At 54.9% G+C, this 14,707-nt stretch carries 17 protein-coding genes and 1 riboswitch; of the genes, 12 read left to right on the plus strand and 5 right to left on the minus strand.

Annotation, left to right across the window (positions count from 1 at the left end; translation table 11 throughout):
• Positions 1-195: 195 nt before the first annotated feature.
• On the plus strand, positions 196-1,566 hold the full coding sequence (locus GKC68_RS22560; protein WP_047713640.1) for an aldehyde dehydrogenase family protein: 1,371 nt from the start codon (positions 196-198) through the stop codon (positions 1,564-1,566).
• 141 nt (positions 1,567-1,707) lie between these two features.
• On the opposite strand, the gene zigA is transcribed toward GKC68_RS22560, so the two are convergent.
• Positions 1,708-2,940 carry a zinc metallochaperone GTPase ZigA gene (gene zigA, locus GKC68_RS22565; protein ID WP_028722620.1) on the minus strand — a complete coding sequence of 411 codons (1,233 nt, stop codon included), beginning with the start codon at positions 2,938-2,940 and terminating at the stop codon, positions 1,708-1,710.
• Between the two features lie 217 nt (positions 2,941-3,157).
• Between zigA and GKC68_RS22570 the strand changes: the two genes are divergently transcribed.
• The 4 genes from GKC68_RS22570 to GKC68_RS22585 are packed head-to-tail and all read left to right on the plus strand — an operon-like array spanning position 3,158 to position 7,825.
• Positions 3,158-4,684 carry an ABC transporter substrate-binding protein gene (locus GKC68_RS22570; protein ID WP_342656946.1) on the plus strand — a complete coding sequence of 509 codons (1,527 nt, stop codon included), beginning with the start codon at positions 3,158-3,160 and terminating at the stop codon, positions 4,682-4,684.
• Positions 4,684-5,619, plus strand: a complete 936-nt coding sequence (locus GKC68_RS22575; protein ID WP_342656953.1) for an ABC transporter permease — start codon at positions 4,684-4,686, stop codon at positions 5,617-5,619. Before GKC68_RS22570 ends, GKC68_RS22575 begins: the two co-directional genes overlap by 1 nt.
• Positions 5,616-6,395, plus strand: coding sequence for an ABC transporter permease (locus tag GKC68_RS22580; protein WP_047713643.1), 780 nt, complete (start codon positions 5,616-5,618; stop codon positions 6,393-6,395). The genes GKC68_RS22575 and GKC68_RS22580 overlap by 4 nt, the downstream gene beginning before the upstream one ends.
• Positions 6,392-7,825 (plus strand): ATP-binding cassette domain-containing protein, encoded by a 1,434-nt coding sequence (locus GKC68_RS22585; protein ID WP_342656947.1) that lies wholly within the window; start codon positions 6,392-6,394, stop codon positions 7,823-7,825. The genes GKC68_RS22580 and GKC68_RS22585 overlap by 4 nt, the downstream gene beginning before the upstream one ends.
• A gap of 22 nt (positions 7,826-7,847) precedes the next feature.
• Here GKC68_RS22585 and GKC68_RS22590 read toward each other — a convergent pair whose 3' ends face one another.
• Positions 7,848-8,396 (minus strand): XRE family transcriptional regulator, encoded by a 549-nt coding sequence (locus tag GKC68_RS22590; protein WP_014604694.1) that lies wholly within the window; start codon positions 8,394-8,396, stop codon positions 7,848-7,850.
• A gap of 94 nt (positions 8,397-8,490) precedes the next feature.
• Between GKC68_RS22590 and GKC68_RS22595 the strand changes: the two genes are divergently transcribed.
• From GKC68_RS22595 to GKC68_RS22620, 6 genes are all read left to right on the plus strand, one after another.
• Positions 8,491-9,162 (plus strand): AzlC family ABC transporter permease, encoded by a 672-nt coding sequence (locus tag GKC68_RS22595; protein WP_028722625.1) that lies wholly within the window; start codon positions 8,491-8,493, stop codon positions 9,160-9,162.
• On the plus strand, positions 9,159-9,479 hold the full coding sequence (locus GKC68_RS22600; RefSeq protein WP_013028010.1) for an AzlD domain-containing protein: 321 nt from the start codon (positions 9,159-9,161) through the stop codon (positions 9,477-9,479). The genes GKC68_RS22595 and GKC68_RS22600 overlap by 4 nt, the downstream gene beginning before the upstream one ends.
• A gap of 58 nt (positions 9,480-9,537) precedes the next feature.
• Positions 9,538-9,657: riboswitch (TPP riboswitch) on the plus strand.
• 134 nt (positions 9,658-9,791) lie between these two features.
• Positions 9,792-10,724 carry an FAD-dependent oxidoreductase gene (locus GKC68_RS22605; RefSeq protein WP_028722626.1) on the plus strand — a complete coding sequence of 311 codons (933 nt, stop codon included), beginning with the start codon at positions 9,792-9,794 and terminating at the stop codon, positions 10,722-10,724.
• A complete protein-coding gene (thiS, locus tag GKC68_RS22610) occupies positions 10,721-10,918 on the plus strand; it encodes a sulfur carrier protein ThiS (protein ID WP_028722627.1) in 198 nt (65 codons plus the stop codon). Before GKC68_RS22605 ends, thiS begins: the two co-directional genes overlap by 4 nt.
• 2 nt (positions 10,919-10,920) lie before the next feature.
• The gene (locus GKC68_RS22615) at positions 10,921-11,679 is read left to right on the plus strand and encodes a thiazole synthase (RefSeq protein WP_058706791.1); all 759 of its coding nucleotides are present in this window, start codon (positions 10,921-10,923) and stop codon (positions 11,677-11,679) included.
• Between the two features lie 9 nt (positions 11,680-11,688).
• Positions 11,689-12,651, plus strand: coding sequence for a HesA/MoeB/ThiF family protein (locus GKC68_RS22620; RefSeq protein WP_264238832.1), 963 nt, complete (start codon positions 11,689-11,691; stop codon positions 12,649-12,651).
• A 13-nt stretch (positions 12,652-12,664) separates the two neighbouring features.
• On the opposite strand, the gene GKC68_RS22625 is transcribed toward GKC68_RS22620, so the two are convergent.
• From GKC68_RS22625 to GKC68_RS22635, 3 genes are read right to left on the minus strand one after another with little or no spacing between them, the layout of a single operon-like run.
• Positions 12,665-13,132 (minus strand): GNAT family N-acetyltransferase, encoded by a 468-nt coding sequence (locus GKC68_RS22625; protein WP_028722630.1) that lies wholly within the window; start codon positions 13,130-13,132, stop codon positions 12,665-12,667.
• A gap of 49 nt (positions 13,133-13,181) precedes the next feature.
• Entirely contained in the window at positions 13,182-13,784 is a 603-nt protein-coding gene (locus tag GKC68_RS22630) for a LysE family transporter (protein WP_342656948.1), read from the minus strand.
• A gap of 52 nt (positions 13,785-13,836) precedes the next feature.
• On the minus strand, positions 13,837-14,211 hold the full coding sequence (locus tag GKC68_RS22635; RefSeq protein ID WP_028722632.1) for a VOC family protein: 375 nt from the start codon (positions 14,209-14,211) through the stop codon (positions 13,837-13,839).
• Positions 14,212-14,277: 66 nt separating this feature from the next.
• Here GKC68_RS22635 and GKC68_RS22640 point away from each other — a divergent pair, with 66 nt between their 5' ends.
• Positions 14,278-14,691 carry a nuclear transport factor 2 family protein gene (locus tag GKC68_RS22640; protein WP_342656949.1) on the plus strand — a complete coding sequence of 138 codons (414 nt, stop codon included), beginning with the start codon at positions 14,278-14,280 and terminating at the stop codon, positions 14,689-14,691.
• The last annotated feature ends 16 nt before the right edge of the window (positions 14,692-14,707 follow it).

Genomic DNA, 14,707 nt, shown 5'->3' on the forward strand with positions numbered 1-14,707 from the left:
CGTTATCCAGCCGTCTATCCGGATCCTTTATGCCAAAACAGTAACGTGCTGCTCGTGGTGTTCGCCTGAGCGAAATCTGGCGTAATAAATTCAGCACTTCATTTTTTATAAACAACTTGCTCAGCATTATTCATTTTTCATCAGTATTGTCCCGGCGTATGGTGACAACATCACTTATTGAAAAGGATCGGAACCATGACTGACTTTGCCGTGTCACGTAATCCAACCACGGGCGACATTCTTGCCAGCTATCCCATGCAGAACGCAGCTGAACTGGAACAGGCATTAAGCACCAGCGCGGCCGCGTTTAAAAAATGGCGAAAAAGCAGCATGGCATCACGCGTAACGGTGCTCCGCCAACTCGCTCACCAGCTTCGTGAACGCGAGCCTGAACTGACACGCATGATTACCCTTGAGATGGGTAAACCCGTGGCACAGGCAAGAGGAGAGATCTTAAAATGCGCCAATCTGTGTGACTGGTATGCAGAATTTGGACCTGCAATGCTGGAAGACCAGCCATCACAGGTACCCGATGCGTGGCAGTCCTTTCGCCCGATAGGCGTGATACTGGCAGTCATGCCGTGGAATTTCCCCTTCTGGCAGGTTTTGCGCGGCGCGGTAGGCATGCTGCTGGCGGGTAACACCTATCTGCTTAAACACGCGCCAAACGTCATGGGAAGCGCAACGCTGATGGCTGAGTTATTTGATGCAACCGACCTGCCAAAGGGTGGTTTTAATCTGATTAACGTTGATAACGAAGGTGTTTCAACCGCTATCAAAGATGATCGTATTGCTGCAGTAGCAGTAACAGGCAGTGTTCGGGCTGGTGCAGCGATCGCAGCACAGGCGGGCGCGGCGTTGAAAAAGACCGTGCTGGAACTGGGCGGATCAGATCCTTTCATCGTGCTGGCTGATGCAGACCTGGATGAAGCAGTAAAATCTGCGGTGACAGGCCGTTATCAGAATACCGGGCAGGTCTGTATGGCGGCCAAACGGTTCATCATTGAGGCATCCGTCGCAGAGGCATTTGAGGCCCGTTTTGTAGAGGCTGTCAAAGCGCTTAAAATCGGCGATCCTTTGAATGAGGACACCTACATCGGCCCAATGGCCCGCGCCGATCTGCGTGATGAGCTGGACCAGCAGGTACAAGCCAGCCTGCGTGAGGGTGCCCGGTTGGTATTAGGCGGTGAGAAAATAGCAGGGCAGGGCAACTATTACGCCCCCACCATCCTTTCAGACGTCACCAGCGAAATGACTGCCTTTCGGCAAGAGCTGTTTGGTCCTGTAGCGGCGATTGCCGTGGCCCGGGATGCGGAGCACGCCCTGGAGATCGCCAATGACAGCGAGTTTGGGCTGAGCGCAACCGTCTGGACGGGCGATGAGCATATGGCCGCCCGGATGAGCGAAGAGCTGGAAGTAGGCGCTGTGTTTATTAATGGCAATGGTGCTTCAGATCCGCGCGTCACCATTGGTGGTGTGAAAAAGAGTGGCTATGGTCGTGAACTGTCACATTTTGGTGTGCATGAGTTCTGTAATGTCCAGACGATTTGGAAAAACCGTCGGTAATCCACGTTCTGGCTTCTGGCGACAACAACAATAAACCAGGCGCATGACAATGCGCCTGGTTCTTATCACTGTCAGCCTTTATGCAGAACAGACAAACGGGTTTTCTATTGCGAGTCAGAGGATGCACGCAGAATATAACGATCAGGAATCAGCATCACCAAACCAGCCCGGCATGGGATCCGAAAGCGTTACCCAGTATTCGGGGCCCTGAGCCATTTCCAGCGGCGTTAACAGGGCAGCGTCAAGCGCGCTGCGCACCTGATCTTCATCCATTTCAATGCCGATAAAAACCAGTTCCTGTCGGGCATCACCAATGCCATCCAGCCAGTTCTCAGCAATAAAATTCAGAGACTCACTGTCTCTGGGCCATTTGTCCCGCGGAATGCTGGCCCACCAGCTCCCGGCATAACCATGCTGTGCGACCGCACCGGCCTGTGACCACATCGCCGCATATTCCGGACGGCTGGCCAGCCAGAAATAGCCTTTCGAGCGAATGACGCCATCAAGCTGGTGGTTAACAGCATGCCAGAAACGTTCTGGATGAAAAGGGCGCCTGGCACGGTAAACAAAACTGCGAATACCATACTCTTCTGTTTCAGGTTGATGCTCGCCGCGCAGCTCTTTCAGCCAACCCGGGGCCTGTGCAGCCTGATCAAAGTCAAACAGACCCGTATCCAGTACCTGATCAAGGGGAACGTTACCAAAGTGGCTGGTAATGATACGCGCTCGTGGATTCAGCGAATGTAACATTGCTTTAAGCGTCCGTTGCTCATCCTCCGTAATAAGGTCAGTCTTATTAACCACCAACACATCACAAAATTCGATTTGATCGACCAGAAGATCGACGACAGATCGTTCATCTTCTGCCCCAAGAGATTCACCTCGTGCCTGAAGCGAGTCGACCGAACGGTAGTCCTTGAGGAAGTTATACCCATCTACCACGGTGACCATGGTATCTAACCGCGCAATGGTGGATAAACTCTCCCCGTCCTCATCGGCGAAGGTGAAGGTTTCTGCAACCGGAAGCGGCTCTGAGATGCCGGTCGATTCTATGACAAGATGATCAAAGCGGCCTTCCTGCGCCAGCCGTTTGACCTCCAGTAACAGGTCTTCACGAAGGGTGCAGCATATGCAGCCATTGCTCATTTCCACCAGCTTTTCATCGGTACGAGAGAGTTCAGCGCCGCCATTACGCACCAACGCCGCATCAATATTGACTTCCGACATATCGTTAACAATCACTGCAATGCGTCGACCCTCGCGATTATTAAGAATGTGATTTAGCAGTGTCGTTTTACCTGCCCCGAGAAATCCTGACAGTACAGATACAGGCAAGCGGGGATCGGATGAGTCAGGTAGGGAATGAAGCGCCATGAGAGATCCTTAAAATCAGTGTCATTTATTATGTTATAACATAACAAAATGACGGTGATTTTCAACACTGTTTGTCAGGAATAGCAAAACACAGGATCGTGAAACTGCAGAGTGACTATCTCGTTTTCGTCTCGACACGTTCAGATGGGTTTTGCTTTTATTTGATATGTTATAACATAATATTTCTGGGTAACATTATGTGGTTAAAAGACATATTATGAAACAACTTAAGCATCTCCTTCACGGCACGCTTGGGTGCCTGTTATTTGCCTCCCTGAGTGCCGCTTCTGCCGATATAAAACCGGTCCGTATTGCCGCCCCATTTGAAATTAAGGGTGCCGATCCCGCTCTTTCGGGTGATATTTTACTCCGTATGGATGTGGTGGAAACGCTGGTGGAGACGGATGCCAGAGGAGCCCCTGTTCCAGCGCTTGCAGAGAGCTGGCAGGCTTCTCCGGATGGTCTGCAATGGCGCTTTACACTGCGTCCCGACGCCCATTTTCACGACGGTTCCCTTGTTACTGCTGAAAGCGTTGTGAAATCACTCAATATTGCCCGTGGTAAGCCGGGCTTGCTGGATAAGGCACCGATAACGTCGATCGTGGGTGAAGACAGACAGGTCATCATCACACTCAGTGAGCCTTTTACACCGCTACTGGCGGTGCTGGCAGAAAGTCGTTCACAAATTCTGGCGCTGGCATCATGGGATGACGCTAACGCTGTCACGCGGATCATTGGCAGCGGTCCGTTTCAACTGGTGAGTTTCCAGCCGCCTCAGGCGCTGAGCGTAAAGCGATTTGAGGATTACTGGGGGAAAAAACCTGCCATCGCTGGCGCTGAATATTTATCTGCGGGGCGCGCTGAAACACGCGCACTGCTGGCTGAAAGCGGAGGCGCCGATTATGTTTTTAACCTTGATGCCGCCAGTCGGCAGCGCCTGTCACATAAAAAATCTCTGCAGCTGCTTACTGTTTCCGTTCCACGCACGGTGATGCTTAAACTGAATCTGGCACATCCTTTTCTCAGCGACCACACCACGCGCGAGGCATTAAGCCTGGCGATTAACCGGAGTGCGCTTTCTAATGCGGTTTTGCGCTATCCAGGGGCGGCGACGCAGATGTTCCCGCCCTCGATGGCCGAGTGGCACAATCCTGCATTGCCCACGCTGGATTACTCACCACAGCGTGCAGCAGCATTGCTTACGCAGTCAGGCTGGAAAGCCGGTCAGGATGGGATACTGATCCGTAATGGACAGCGTTTTACGCTCACGCTGCTGACCTATCCGGACCGTCCTGAACTGCCGCTCATCGCGATGGTGATCCAACAGCAGCTGCGTCAGATCGGAATCGATGTCGTCATCAATTCAACTAACTCCAGTGAAATCCCCGCTCGTCATCACGACGGGAGCCTGCAGATGGCGCTGTTCGCCCGTAATTTTGCCTTAACGCCCGATCCCACCGGTACGCTGCTTCAGGATTATGGCCCTCAAGGCGGTGACTGGGGAGCAATGAACTGGCACGACAAGGCCTTTAACGAGGCGCTCGGTACGCTATCGCAGAGTCATGATTCTGCGGTGCGACAAAAGGCCAGAGAGGTCATTACTACGGCTTTCCAGCGCGATTTGCCGGTTATTCCCATCGCCTGGTATCAGCAGTCGGCGGCAGTTAATTCCAGCCTCACCGCGGTCACGCTGGATCCGTTTGAACGCCATTTTGGCCTGCGTGATATGCAATGGGTGAAATGATGCTCAAACAACTCAGCTGGCGCCTTTGCCAGGCCGCCTTCGTCATTCTCGCGGTCGGGATCTTAACGTTTGTTCTGGTACAGGCATTACCGGGTGATATGGCCTGGCGCATCGCATCGGGACGGTATGGTTATGATCGGGTCGATCTGGCAGCGGTGGCCCAGGTAAAACAGCAACTGGCGGATATGACCACCCAGGGAAGTGCGCTGGGACAGTGGATGTGGGATCTGCTGCGCTTCAACTTTGGCCGTTCACTGGTATCGGGTGAGCCTGTCAGTGGCGAACTGGTCTGGCAATTGGAACAAACGTTCGCCCTTGCCGGCTTTGCTCTGTTACTGACCCTGCTACTGATTACTCCACTCGGGATTTGGGCAGGCTGTCATCCCGGCCGTTTCCTGGACCGGGTCATTAACGGCGCTGCCGCCATTCTCAAATCGGTTCCGCATTTTGCCCTTGGCCTGCTGCTTATCGTTTTGTTTGCGCTGCGAATGGACTGGCTGCCCAGTGCCGGGCAGGGGAACTGGCGCCATTTCATTCTGCCGTCAGTGACGCTGGCGCTGCCGCTAAGTGCCGTGGGCGCTCGGGTCGTACGTGAGGCGACGTTCCAGGCTGTAACGGCCAGCTGGTATCGCTGGGGGGCACAAAAGGGACTCTCTCAACCGCGTCTTTTCTGGCGTCACGCCCTGCGTAATCTCAGTGTTCCGGTCGTGACCTGGCTCGGCATGCAGTTCGTCTGGCTGGTGGAAGGCGTGGTGGTGGTGGAAACGCTGTTTGCCTGGCCAGGCATTGGTCATGCGCTGGTCCATGCGATTTTTGCCCGGGACGTACCCGTGATACAGGCCAGCGCAATGGTACTGGGGCTGACGTTTGTCACCCTGAACATGCTGGTCGATGGTTTATGCCATGTGTTGGATCCAAGGGGGAAACGCACATGACCTTTCGTCAAAAAACAGGCCTGGCAATTATTCTGGCGTTGCTCGCGTTTGCCTGGCTGGTGCCGTTATTCGGGGCTGGGGATCCTGTGCAACAGGACCTGTTGCAGATGTTACAGCGTCCCTCTGGGCAGGCCTGGTTGGGCTATGACCATCTTGGCCGCTCCATGCTGGCCCGGCTGAGTGCGGCACTCAGGTTATCACTGGGCCTGGCAGCGATATGTGTTATCACGGCACTGATAATGGGCACGCTGGCGGGGATCATGAGTGCCTGGCGCGGCGGATGGGTGGACAAGGTGTGCAACGCATTAGCGGATATGTGCCTTGCGCTTCCCGGTCTGCTGCTGGTGCTGTTGTTAGCGGCTATCTCACCTGACTCGCCAGAAATGTTGTGGCTGGGGATTTCACTGGTGCTGTGGGTCGAGTTTTTTCGCGTGACGCGAGCCACCCTGCGACCCGTTGTTACGTCTCCCGCCGTCCAGTCCTCTTCACTGCTCGGTTTCTCGATACGCTATCTGTTTCGCAGACACTTATGGCCAGCCATAGCGCCCTTGTTGCTGACGTTAACGGTTTATGCGTTTAGCAGTGCCGTTATGGCGGTGTCCGCATTGGGATTCATCAGCGTGGGGGTTCGCCCACCGACACCAGAACTGGGGCTGATGATGACAGAACTTTTTCCCTATGCCTGGGAAGCGCCCTGGCTTCTACTCCAGCCCGTGCTGGTGCTTTTTTTGCTACTGACTGGTATGAATTTATTAGTGAATAAGGATCGGATATGACGGGCATAGTAATTAAACAGGTCGCCGTTTACGCCGAAGAGTGCATCGTCGAGCCCATGAGTATGGTCATCCAGCCGGGCAAGCCCATGACGCTGGTGGGCGAAACCGGATCGGGGAAAAGTTTGTTCGCCCAGGCCATCATGGGGGCGTTACCAGAAGGACTCCGTGCCACAGGCACGGTTGAGATTGACGGACAACGTTATGATCTCCAAACCGATCTGGACCGTCTTCATGCTCTGTGGGGGCATCGCATCGCGTCTTTGCCCCAGGAACCCGGGCTGGCGCTCGATCCAACTATGCGTGTCAGCGCGCAGGTCGCGGAAGGTTACCGGTACGTGCGGGGCTTAGCCCGGAGGGAGGCACAACATGCCGCGGCACAGGCACTCGACCAGCTGGGGCTTACGCACGCCTCTGCGCGTTTTCCCTGGCAGCTTTCAGGGGGAATGGCCCAGCGGGTTTGCTTCGCGGCTGCTCGCGCGGGGGGCGCCACGCTGCTGATTGCAGACGAACCGACTAAAGGGCTGGACGTCGCGCGGCGGGACGAAATGGGTAACCTGTTAAATACGGCGGTGGTGCAGGGTGAAACCTTGCTGACGATCACGCACGACATTGCACTGGCCCGACAGTTAGGTGGTGAGGTTATGGTGATGCATAAAGGCAAAGTCGTTGAGCAGGGCAGCGCCGGGCAGGTGTTATACCGTCCACAGGCGCATTACACCCAACTGCTGTTGGCGGCCGATCCTGAGGCCTGGGCGCCAGGATCGCGAGTACCCTGTGATGAAACCATCGTGTTACAGACAGAGGGCCTTTCTCTGAAACGGTCAGGGAAGCAACTGTTTCACAATGCCTCGCTGATCTTCCGGGCCGGTGAAATCGTGGGGCTTTACGGCGAAAGCGGCTGCGGTAAAAGCAGTCTGGGGGATACGCTATGCGGTTTGATAACACCCGATTCGGGCAGGGTCGTGCGTCCAGGGGCTGCCAGTAGGTTACGTTACCAAAAACTTTATCAGGATCCCTCAACCATATTTCCATCTGACATCGCGATGGCCAGGGTTATCGATGATGTGTTGCGGCTGCACCACGCCACGGTGAAGCGACGTGATGAACTGATGGCACAACTGGGATTAGCGCACGCGTTGCTGAACCGTCCGGCTTCGGGTTTGTCAGGCGGCGAGCTTCAGCGCTTTTCACTGCTAAGGGTGATGTTACTGGATCCTGTGTTTTTATTTGCGGATGAGCCGACGTCGCGCCTGGATCCTGTCGTTCAGCAGCAGACGCTGGCGTTGATTAGCGAACTGGCAACACAGCAACGCTGCGCCATTTTGCTGGTCAGCCACGATCTCACCTTACTGGAGAAAAGCGCGCATCGTGTTATCTCACTGGCTTCCCTCAGCCAGCGCGGCGCAACAGCCCACGAAGCCAGTCTTTAACCGAAGGCAGGGAAACCTGCCTTCACACATGCTCCATGACCAGCACAGCCAGCGTATCAGGCTCAAGCGCACGAAAAATATGCTCAGTGTCGCCCGGGTAGCTGATGTAATCGCCTACCTCAAGCTCAACGGGTGAATCAACCGGCCCAACCTCTGCGCGCCCTTGCGTCAAAATTAAATGTTCGATGGTATTCGGTGAATGCGGCTGTGAGCAGCGTTCGCTGCCGGGCTGTATGTGCAGCAGATAGATATCCCGTCGTGCGCCCGGGGGACAGGTTGCCAGTAAGACGGCTTTATAATCAGCCTGCTCAGCAGCCACCGTGGGGCCTTCTCCGCGGCGAATAACCTGTAACCGGTTCGTTTCCGGCTCCATCAGGCGTGCAAATGGAATATTGAGCGCGACACACAGCGACCACAACGTCTCAATACCCGGATTGCCGTTACCGGCTTCAAGCTGAGACAGGGTCGATTTGGCAATCCCCGCCCGGCGAGCAACTTCAGCCAGCGTCAGGCCGGCACGCTGGCGCTCTCTTACTAAACCCCTGGCAATGATATCAATGGGCGTGCTCATCACTCTTCCTGTTCGTTAAAATGAACGTATCGTTCGTCTTGTAATGCATATCAGGTGTTCATTATAATGGATTTATCGTTCATTATGGGATTCGATGTTGATGCTGGCAAAAAAATTCACGCTGGATAAAGGCGTTATAAAGGCAATTTTTCTGGTCTGTATCGCAGATGGCATTGTCGGCCTGTCTTATGGGTCGCTCGCCATTGCTGATGGCTTTCCGTTTTGGGTACCGCTGGCGTTATCAACGCTGGTGCTGGCTGGCGCATCGGAATTCTTATTTATTGGCATCGTTGCCGGCGGTGGCAGTCCGTTAACCGCGGCGGCGGCAGGTTTGCTGGTCAACGCCCGCCATCTTCCCTTTGGCATTGCGGTTAAAGACTTAGTTGGCAGCGGCTGGCGGGGAGCGCTCGGCTGTCACATCATGAACGATGAAAGTGTGGTGTTCGGCATCTCTCAGCCGCAGCTGGCTCAACGCCGCAGTGCGTTTTGGCTGTGCGGCATCGGTATCGGATTGATCTGGCCGTTCACCGTCATGCTCGGGGCCGCGATTGGCCAGTTTATCCCAAATATTTCCGTTATTGGTCTGGATGCGGTGTTTCCCGCCATTCTTATCGCACTCATCTTTCCGGCGTTACGCAAACCCCGAACCCGCATTCCCGCGGCTACCGGCGCCGTGCTGTCGCTGGCGGTTACGCCCTTTGTTCCAGCAGGGATGCCTGTTCTGTTTTCGTTGTTAGGGCTGCTTACGTGGAGATCGCGTAAATGAATCATCCGATGATAATTGCAGGCATTGCCTTGCTGGCTGCCGGAACCTATGCCATTCGTTATGCAGGCGTCAAACTGGGTAACCGGCTACCTGTCAGTGAGCGCACGCAAAATGTGTTATCCGATGCGGCCACGGTACTGTTACTGGCCGTTGCAGCTACCACCACGTTGTTCGAAGGTCAGCATTTTGCCGGGATGGCAAGGCTGCTGGGCGTGTCGTTTGCCATTTTTCTCGCGTGGCGCAGGGCGCCGCTCATCGTCATCATTTTGGGCGCAGCATGTATGACGGCTCTGCTGCGTTATCTGAATGTGCCTTAGTCGCTAACGACAAATTGCTGCATCAGCCTTGACGTAAGGCGCGGCTTAAAATAAAACTAGAACCCGTCAGGGGAGTCTCGCCGAAGAGACTGAGAGGCTAATAGCGCAATGCGCGGCTTAGCGACCCTTAGAACCTGACCCAGTTGATACTGGCGTAGGAAGACGGGTATCTCCCATGCAGATACTTGCCGCAGAGTCTGCTTTTGCCGGGCTCATGCTTTTTCCCTTCTTGTATCACGGGTCTCTGACTGTTAACAGAGAGGCCAAAGTGAAAATCCTGTTTCTGATGTTACCCTGTCAGGTTGGCTGGCAATGAGCCGCTGGTCAGTGCTCGGCAGTGGCGTGTCCGGATTGTGTATCGCCACGCTACTGGCGGAGCAGGGTGAATCTGTCGAAATCATTACCTTACCGGGCTGCCGCGCGGCATCGCACTGGGCTGGCGGTATGCTGGCGCCCTGGTGCGAAGCGGAAAGCGCGCCACAGCAGGTCGTTGACTGGGGTCAGTATGCTGCGGCATGGTGGTCGGCCCGGGTCAGCGGCGTGGAACAGCAGGGTACCCTGGTGATTGCGCCCCCGCGCGACAGTGCTGAGTTAACGCGTTTCGCTAACATGACCTCATCACATCAGTGGGTGACGCCGACAGAGATTGAACCTGCGCTGGAAGACCGTTTTTCCCGTGGCTTGTTCTTTGCCGCAGAAGGTCATCTTGATCCCCGGCTGGCAATGCAAGAATTACAAACGCGTTTACTGAATGCGGGTGTCCGGTTTCACCCGGGTAAACCCAGCGGGAAAATTATCGATTGTCGGGGTATTCATGCCCGGCAATCCCAACCAGAATTGCGTGCCGTGCGCGGTGAAATGGTTATTCTCCACACCGACGAAATAACGTTTTCCCGTCCTGTTCGCCTGCTGCACCCGCGTTTTCCCTGTTATCTGGTGCCCAGAGCACAGGGGCATTTTATGCTGGGCGCGACCATGGTCGAAAGCCAGGATGACAGCCCAATCAGCGCGCGCGCGATGATGGAACTGTTAAGTGCAGCCTACAGCATCCATCCCGCCCTCGCCGAAGCACGCATTATTGAAAGCGGCACAGGTTTGCGTCCGGCTTACCGCCACAATCTGCCCGAAGTGCGTTATGAAAATGGCATTTTTTCCATTAACGGCATGTACCGTCACGGCTTCCTGCTGGCCCCGATGATGGCCGAGAAGCTTATGCAACAACTGACGTCAGAGGGAGTGCGATGAAAATAGAACTGAATGGCCTTGTTATTGAAACCGAAGCCTGCACGCTGGCTGAATTACTCGTGGAACAACATATCGATGCTGGCTGTGTCGCCAGTGCCGTTAATGGCGAATTTGTTCCCCGGGAGCGCTATTCCTCAGAGCCGCTTGTGGCGGGTTGTCGTCTTGAAGTGTTATCGCCGATGCAGGGAGGCTAACGATGTTTTATGACTTTAGCGGACAGTCACGTTTTTTACTGGGCACTGCAGGTTATCCCTCGCCGGATATTCTGCAACAGGCCGTTGGCGCATCCGGCGCCGAGATTATTACGGTGAGTCTGCGTCGTGAAGGAAGCCAGGGTGGAGCCTTTCGCGATCTCCTGAAAACGTTAAATAAACGCGTTTTACCCAATACCGCAGGCTGCCATACGGTGAAAGAAGCCGTGACGACGGCGCATATGGCGCGGGAATTGTTTGCCACGTCCTGGATCAAGCTTGAGGTGATCGGTCATGCCGATACCTTACAGCCCGATCCCTTTGCCCTCGTCGAAGCAGCACGTATTTTGTGTGCAGAGGGTTTCCACGTTTTCCCTTACACCACAGAAGATCTGATTGTGGGCGAGAAACTGCTGGACGCGGGCTGTGAAGTGCTGATGCCGTGGGGGGCGCCCATCGGCTCAGGTCAGGGATTACGCAATCTCGAAGGCTTACGCACGATGCGTGCCTGGTTTAAGGACGTTCCACTGATTATTGATGCCGGGATCGGTGCGCCGAGCCAGGCGGCTCAGGCGATGGAATTGGGGTTTGATGCTGTGCTGTTGAATACCGCCGTGGCGAAATCCAGCGATCCGGTACGTATGGCTGGCGCATTTGCGCGCGCCATTGAAGCGGGACATCAGGCGCGTCAGGCTGGCATGATGGAGCGTCGCGACATGGCTGCCGCCTCTACGCCCGTTTTCGGCCTGGCGCAATTTCGCTAAGGAGCAGAGATGGCACGTTATCAACGACAGACAATGCTGCCAGAAGTGGGCGAGCAGGGGCAGCAGGCTTTGTCCGCTGCTCGTGTCTTAGTGGTTGGCGCGGGTGGGCTGGCTTCCACCTTATTACCTCTCCTGGCGGGCGCGGGCATCGGTTATATCCGGCTCTATGACGACGACGTCGTGGCGCTGCATAACCTGCATCGTCAGACGCTATTTACCACTGCCGATATTGGCGAGCCGAAGGTGTTTTGCGCCCAACGTGCGCTGGCACAGCGTAATCCTGATACGGTGGTTGAAGCACATCCCGTAGCATTACAGGCAAGTCGTATTGAAGAAGCACTGGTGGATATTGATTTGGTTGTCGATGCTGCGGATAACTTCGCGGTGACTTATCAGCTTTCCGACAGCTGCTTTGCCCGTGGTATACCGCTGGTTTGCGCCTCGGTGCTGGGGCGAAAGGGCTATGCAGGCAGTTTTTGCGGCGGCGCGCCCAGCTATCGCGCACTGTTCCCACAATTACCCAAAACCTCAGGTAACTGTAACACCGCAGGCGTGATGGGCCCGGCGGTTGCCACCCTTGGCGCCTTACAGGCGCAGATGGCGCTCAGCATTCTGTTGCACCTGTCGCCTTCACCCTTAGGCTGCATGATCAACTGTGATTTTGTCTCATGGCAACTGCGTCAGTTCCGGTTCGACAATGCGCCTGAGCCCGACAAGGCCGGCATTCCGTTTATCGATCCTGCTTTGCTGACCCCCGATGACTGCGTGGTGGATCTACGAGGGACAGAGGAAGCACCGGTCAGTGTCAGCCAGTCTGCACAGCGGATATTGCCACAGCACATTGCCAGCTGGCAGCCGCCCGCGGATAAACGCATCGTCCTGGTCTGTGCCAGCGGCATGCGTGCTGCTCAGGCCGCGTTGGCCCTGGAGGCGCGTGGCTGCCAGCGGCTGGCGATTATTGCAGATCGGTAATACAGGCGGCCGATTACGTCTGGGCATCGCGGTTGGCCTGATAAATATCGGGCCGGGTGATTGTCCAGGCATAGTCGGGTTTGTTTACCGGCTGGTAGCCAAATTTTTGATATAACCAGGGCGCGGTTGAGGTGAAGAGCAACAGCCGGCGTAATGTGTTAACCACGGGATGTGACTGACAGCATTCGATCAGCCATCCGCCCAGTCCTTTGCCCTGGCATTCTTCAAGCACATAGACATCGCACAGGTACGCGAAGGTTGCGTAATCAGTAATAAATCGCGCAAAGCCAATCTGCTGCTGATGATGAAAAAGCCCAAAATTCAGGCTGTTTTCAATTGACCGCGCGACCGTAGCGTAATCAATTCCCGCGGCCCAACTTGAACGGGTGAGATAACGGTGTATTGCCCCGATATCCATCTGCGACTTATCCGTCGTAACGACATACTCGCCGTTGTGCCAGTGCTGAACAGGTGCCATCATTTTTCCCGTGTTCCTTGTTTGAGTATGAGAGTCGGTGGCGAAAGACCTGTCAGGCGATAAGCGTGCGTAAGGCAATGCCAATAAGCAGTAATCCACCACCGATATTGACGTAGCGTTTCAGCGCGACAGGATTGATTTTTTGCGCCGAGAAGACCAGCGCCTGGCTGAAGAGCGCTAACCACAGGCTCATCACGACGATGTGCACTGTTGCCAGCGTCAGAAAGGCATCGATACCGGCCCTGTCGCCAACAAACTGTGAAACCACCGTCAGGTAAAACAGGACAGCTTTGGGGTTAGCGACATTGGCCAGCCACGCACCTTTAACGGTCGTTGCGCGACCCGTTGTCCTCAGCACAAATGCCCTGGTCCTGACGCCAGTGATCAATAAAAGGCCACCCAGCCAGAACAGGTAAAGTACGCCAGCTATTTTTAATAGCGCAAACAGCGCGGGGGACGTAACCAGCGCTGTCGACAGGCCCAGACCGATTAGCAAAGCATGCGTATAAATTCCCAGTGCGGTACCAAGCAGCGTTTTCACCAGCCCCTTGCGACCAGCCTTAAGGGCGCTGTTCATCGCCAGCGTGAAACTTGCGCCGGGAGAAAGGGCAATCGGTAGAAGCGCAGGCAGAAACCCTGTCAGGTTAATTTCCATCCGCCACCGGCTTGTGGCGTCGCTCCACGGCGCACACCTGGGTCATTAAAAATTATGCCGGATTATAAAAAGCACACAGCTTATTGCCGGAAGGATCCCGCAGATAGGCGACGCATTTTCCATCCGTCTCTCTGACATGCGGCGGTGTTTCCGCCGATGTGCCGCCGTTTTCGAGACCTTTTTGATGCCAGCTGAAAACGTCTTCAGAAGAGGCCATGGTAAAGCCAATGGTTCCGCCGTTAGCAAATGTGGCAGGTTGACCGTTAATGGGTTTGGTGACGATAAAACGCTGATGATTTTTAACGTAAAAAGGGCGACCCAGGGCATCAATGCCCTGATCTTCGCAACGTATTACAGCAAATACAGCATCGTAGAATTTTTTAGCTTGCTCAATATTATCCGTACCAACAACCATATGGCTAAACATACATAACTCCTTTTTAACATTGATGGCGATATACTTAGCACACCCGCTATGTGTGAGGAAGTGCTGATGAATGACCATCCCGTTTTAGAGGTTGTCAGGTTGTGCGACCGGGCGATATCAGCCGGTAATTATGATGCCCTGATGAAACACTATGCTGCCGATGCCAGCCTGGTTGTGAAGCCCGGAATGACCGTTACGGGTCGCGTAGCCATTCGTCGCGCCTTTGAAGCGATTGCAAATTATTTTCAGCATCAGCTGGTGGTAGAGCAGGGCAGGATGGAGGTCATTGAGGGCGCAGGCACCGCGCTGGTGATTATGGAAACTGTGCTGCGCTATCGCGATGGGCAGGAACAGTCCGTAGAAAGCACCCGCCGGGCCACCTGTGTGTTTCGGCTGGAAAGCGATAATCAGTGGCGCTGCACCGTAGATAACTCCTATGGCACTTTGCTACTGGATCCTGTACTGAGTGAGCAGGGCTGATTTTGGTATGCACTGC

This window comes from Pantoea sp. RSPAM1 (genome assembly GCF_038816185.1).
GTDB lineage: Bacteria > Pseudomonadota > Gammaproteobacteria > Enterobacterales > Enterobacteriaceae > Pantoea > Pantoea ananatis.

Bases quoted from the DNA above. Each gene is read 5' to 3' on its own strand.
- GKC68_RS22560 (WP_047713640.1), top strand. From the start codon at position 196: ATGACTGACTTTGCCGTGTCACGTAATCCAACCACGGGCGACATTCTT.
- zigA (WP_028722620.1), bottom strand. From the start codon at position 2,940: ATGGCGCTTCATTCCCTACCTGACTCATCCGATCCCCGCTTGCCTGTA.
- GKC68_RS22570 (WP_342656946.1), top strand. From the start codon at position 3,158: ATGAAACAACTTAAGCATCTCCTTCACGGCACGCTTGGGTGCCTGTTA.
- GKC68_RS22575 (WP_342656953.1), top strand. From the start codon at position 4,684: ATGCTCAAACAACTCAGCTGGCGCCTTTGCCAGGCCGCCTTCGTCATT.
- GKC68_RS22580 (WP_047713643.1), top strand. From the start codon at position 5,616: ATGACCTTTCGTCAAAAAACAGGCCTGGCAATTATTCTGGCGTTGCTC.
- GKC68_RS22585 (WP_342656947.1), top strand. From the start codon at position 6,392: ATGACGGGCATAGTAATTAAACAGGTCGCCGTTTACGCCGAAGAGTGC.
- GKC68_RS22590 (WP_014604694.1), bottom strand. From the start codon at position 8,396: ATGAGCACGCCCATTGATATCATTGCCAGGGGTTTAGTAAGAGAGCGC.
- GKC68_RS22595 (WP_028722625.1), top strand. From the start codon at position 8,491: ATGTTGATGCTGGCAAAAAAATTCACGCTGGATAAAGGCGTTATAAAG.
- GKC68_RS22600 (WP_013028010.1), top strand. From the start codon at position 9,159: ATGAATCATCCGATGATAATTGCAGGCATTGCCTTGCTGGCTGCCGGA.
- GKC68_RS22605 (WP_028722626.1), top strand. From the start codon at position 9,792: ATGAGCCGCTGGTCAGTGCTCGGCAGTGGCGTGTCCGGATTGTGTATC.
- thiS (WP_028722627.1), top strand. From the start codon at position 10,721: ATGAAAATAGAACTGAATGGCCTTGTTATTGAAACCGAAGCCTGCACG.
- GKC68_RS22615 (WP_058706791.1), top strand. From the start codon at position 10,921: ATGTTTTATGACTTTAGCGGACAGTCACGTTTTTTACTGGGCACTGCA.
- GKC68_RS22620 (WP_264238832.1), top strand. From the start codon at position 11,689: ATGGCACGTTATCAACGACAGACAATGCTGCCAGAAGTGGGCGAGCAG.
- GKC68_RS22625 (WP_028722630.1), bottom strand. From the start codon at position 13,132: ATGATGGCACCTGTTCAGCACTGGCACAACGGCGAGTATGTCGTTACG.
- GKC68_RS22630 (WP_342656948.1), bottom strand. From the start codon at position 13,784: ATGGAAATTAACCTGACAGGGTTTCTGCCTGCGCTTCTACCGATTGCC.
- GKC68_RS22635 (WP_028722632.1), bottom strand. From the start codon at position 14,211: ATGTTTAGCCATATGGTTGTTGGTACGGATAATATTGAGCAAGCTAAA.
- GKC68_RS22640 (WP_342656949.1), top strand. From the start codon at position 14,278: ATGAATGACCATCCCGTTTTAGAGGTTGTCAGGTTGTGCGACCGGGCG.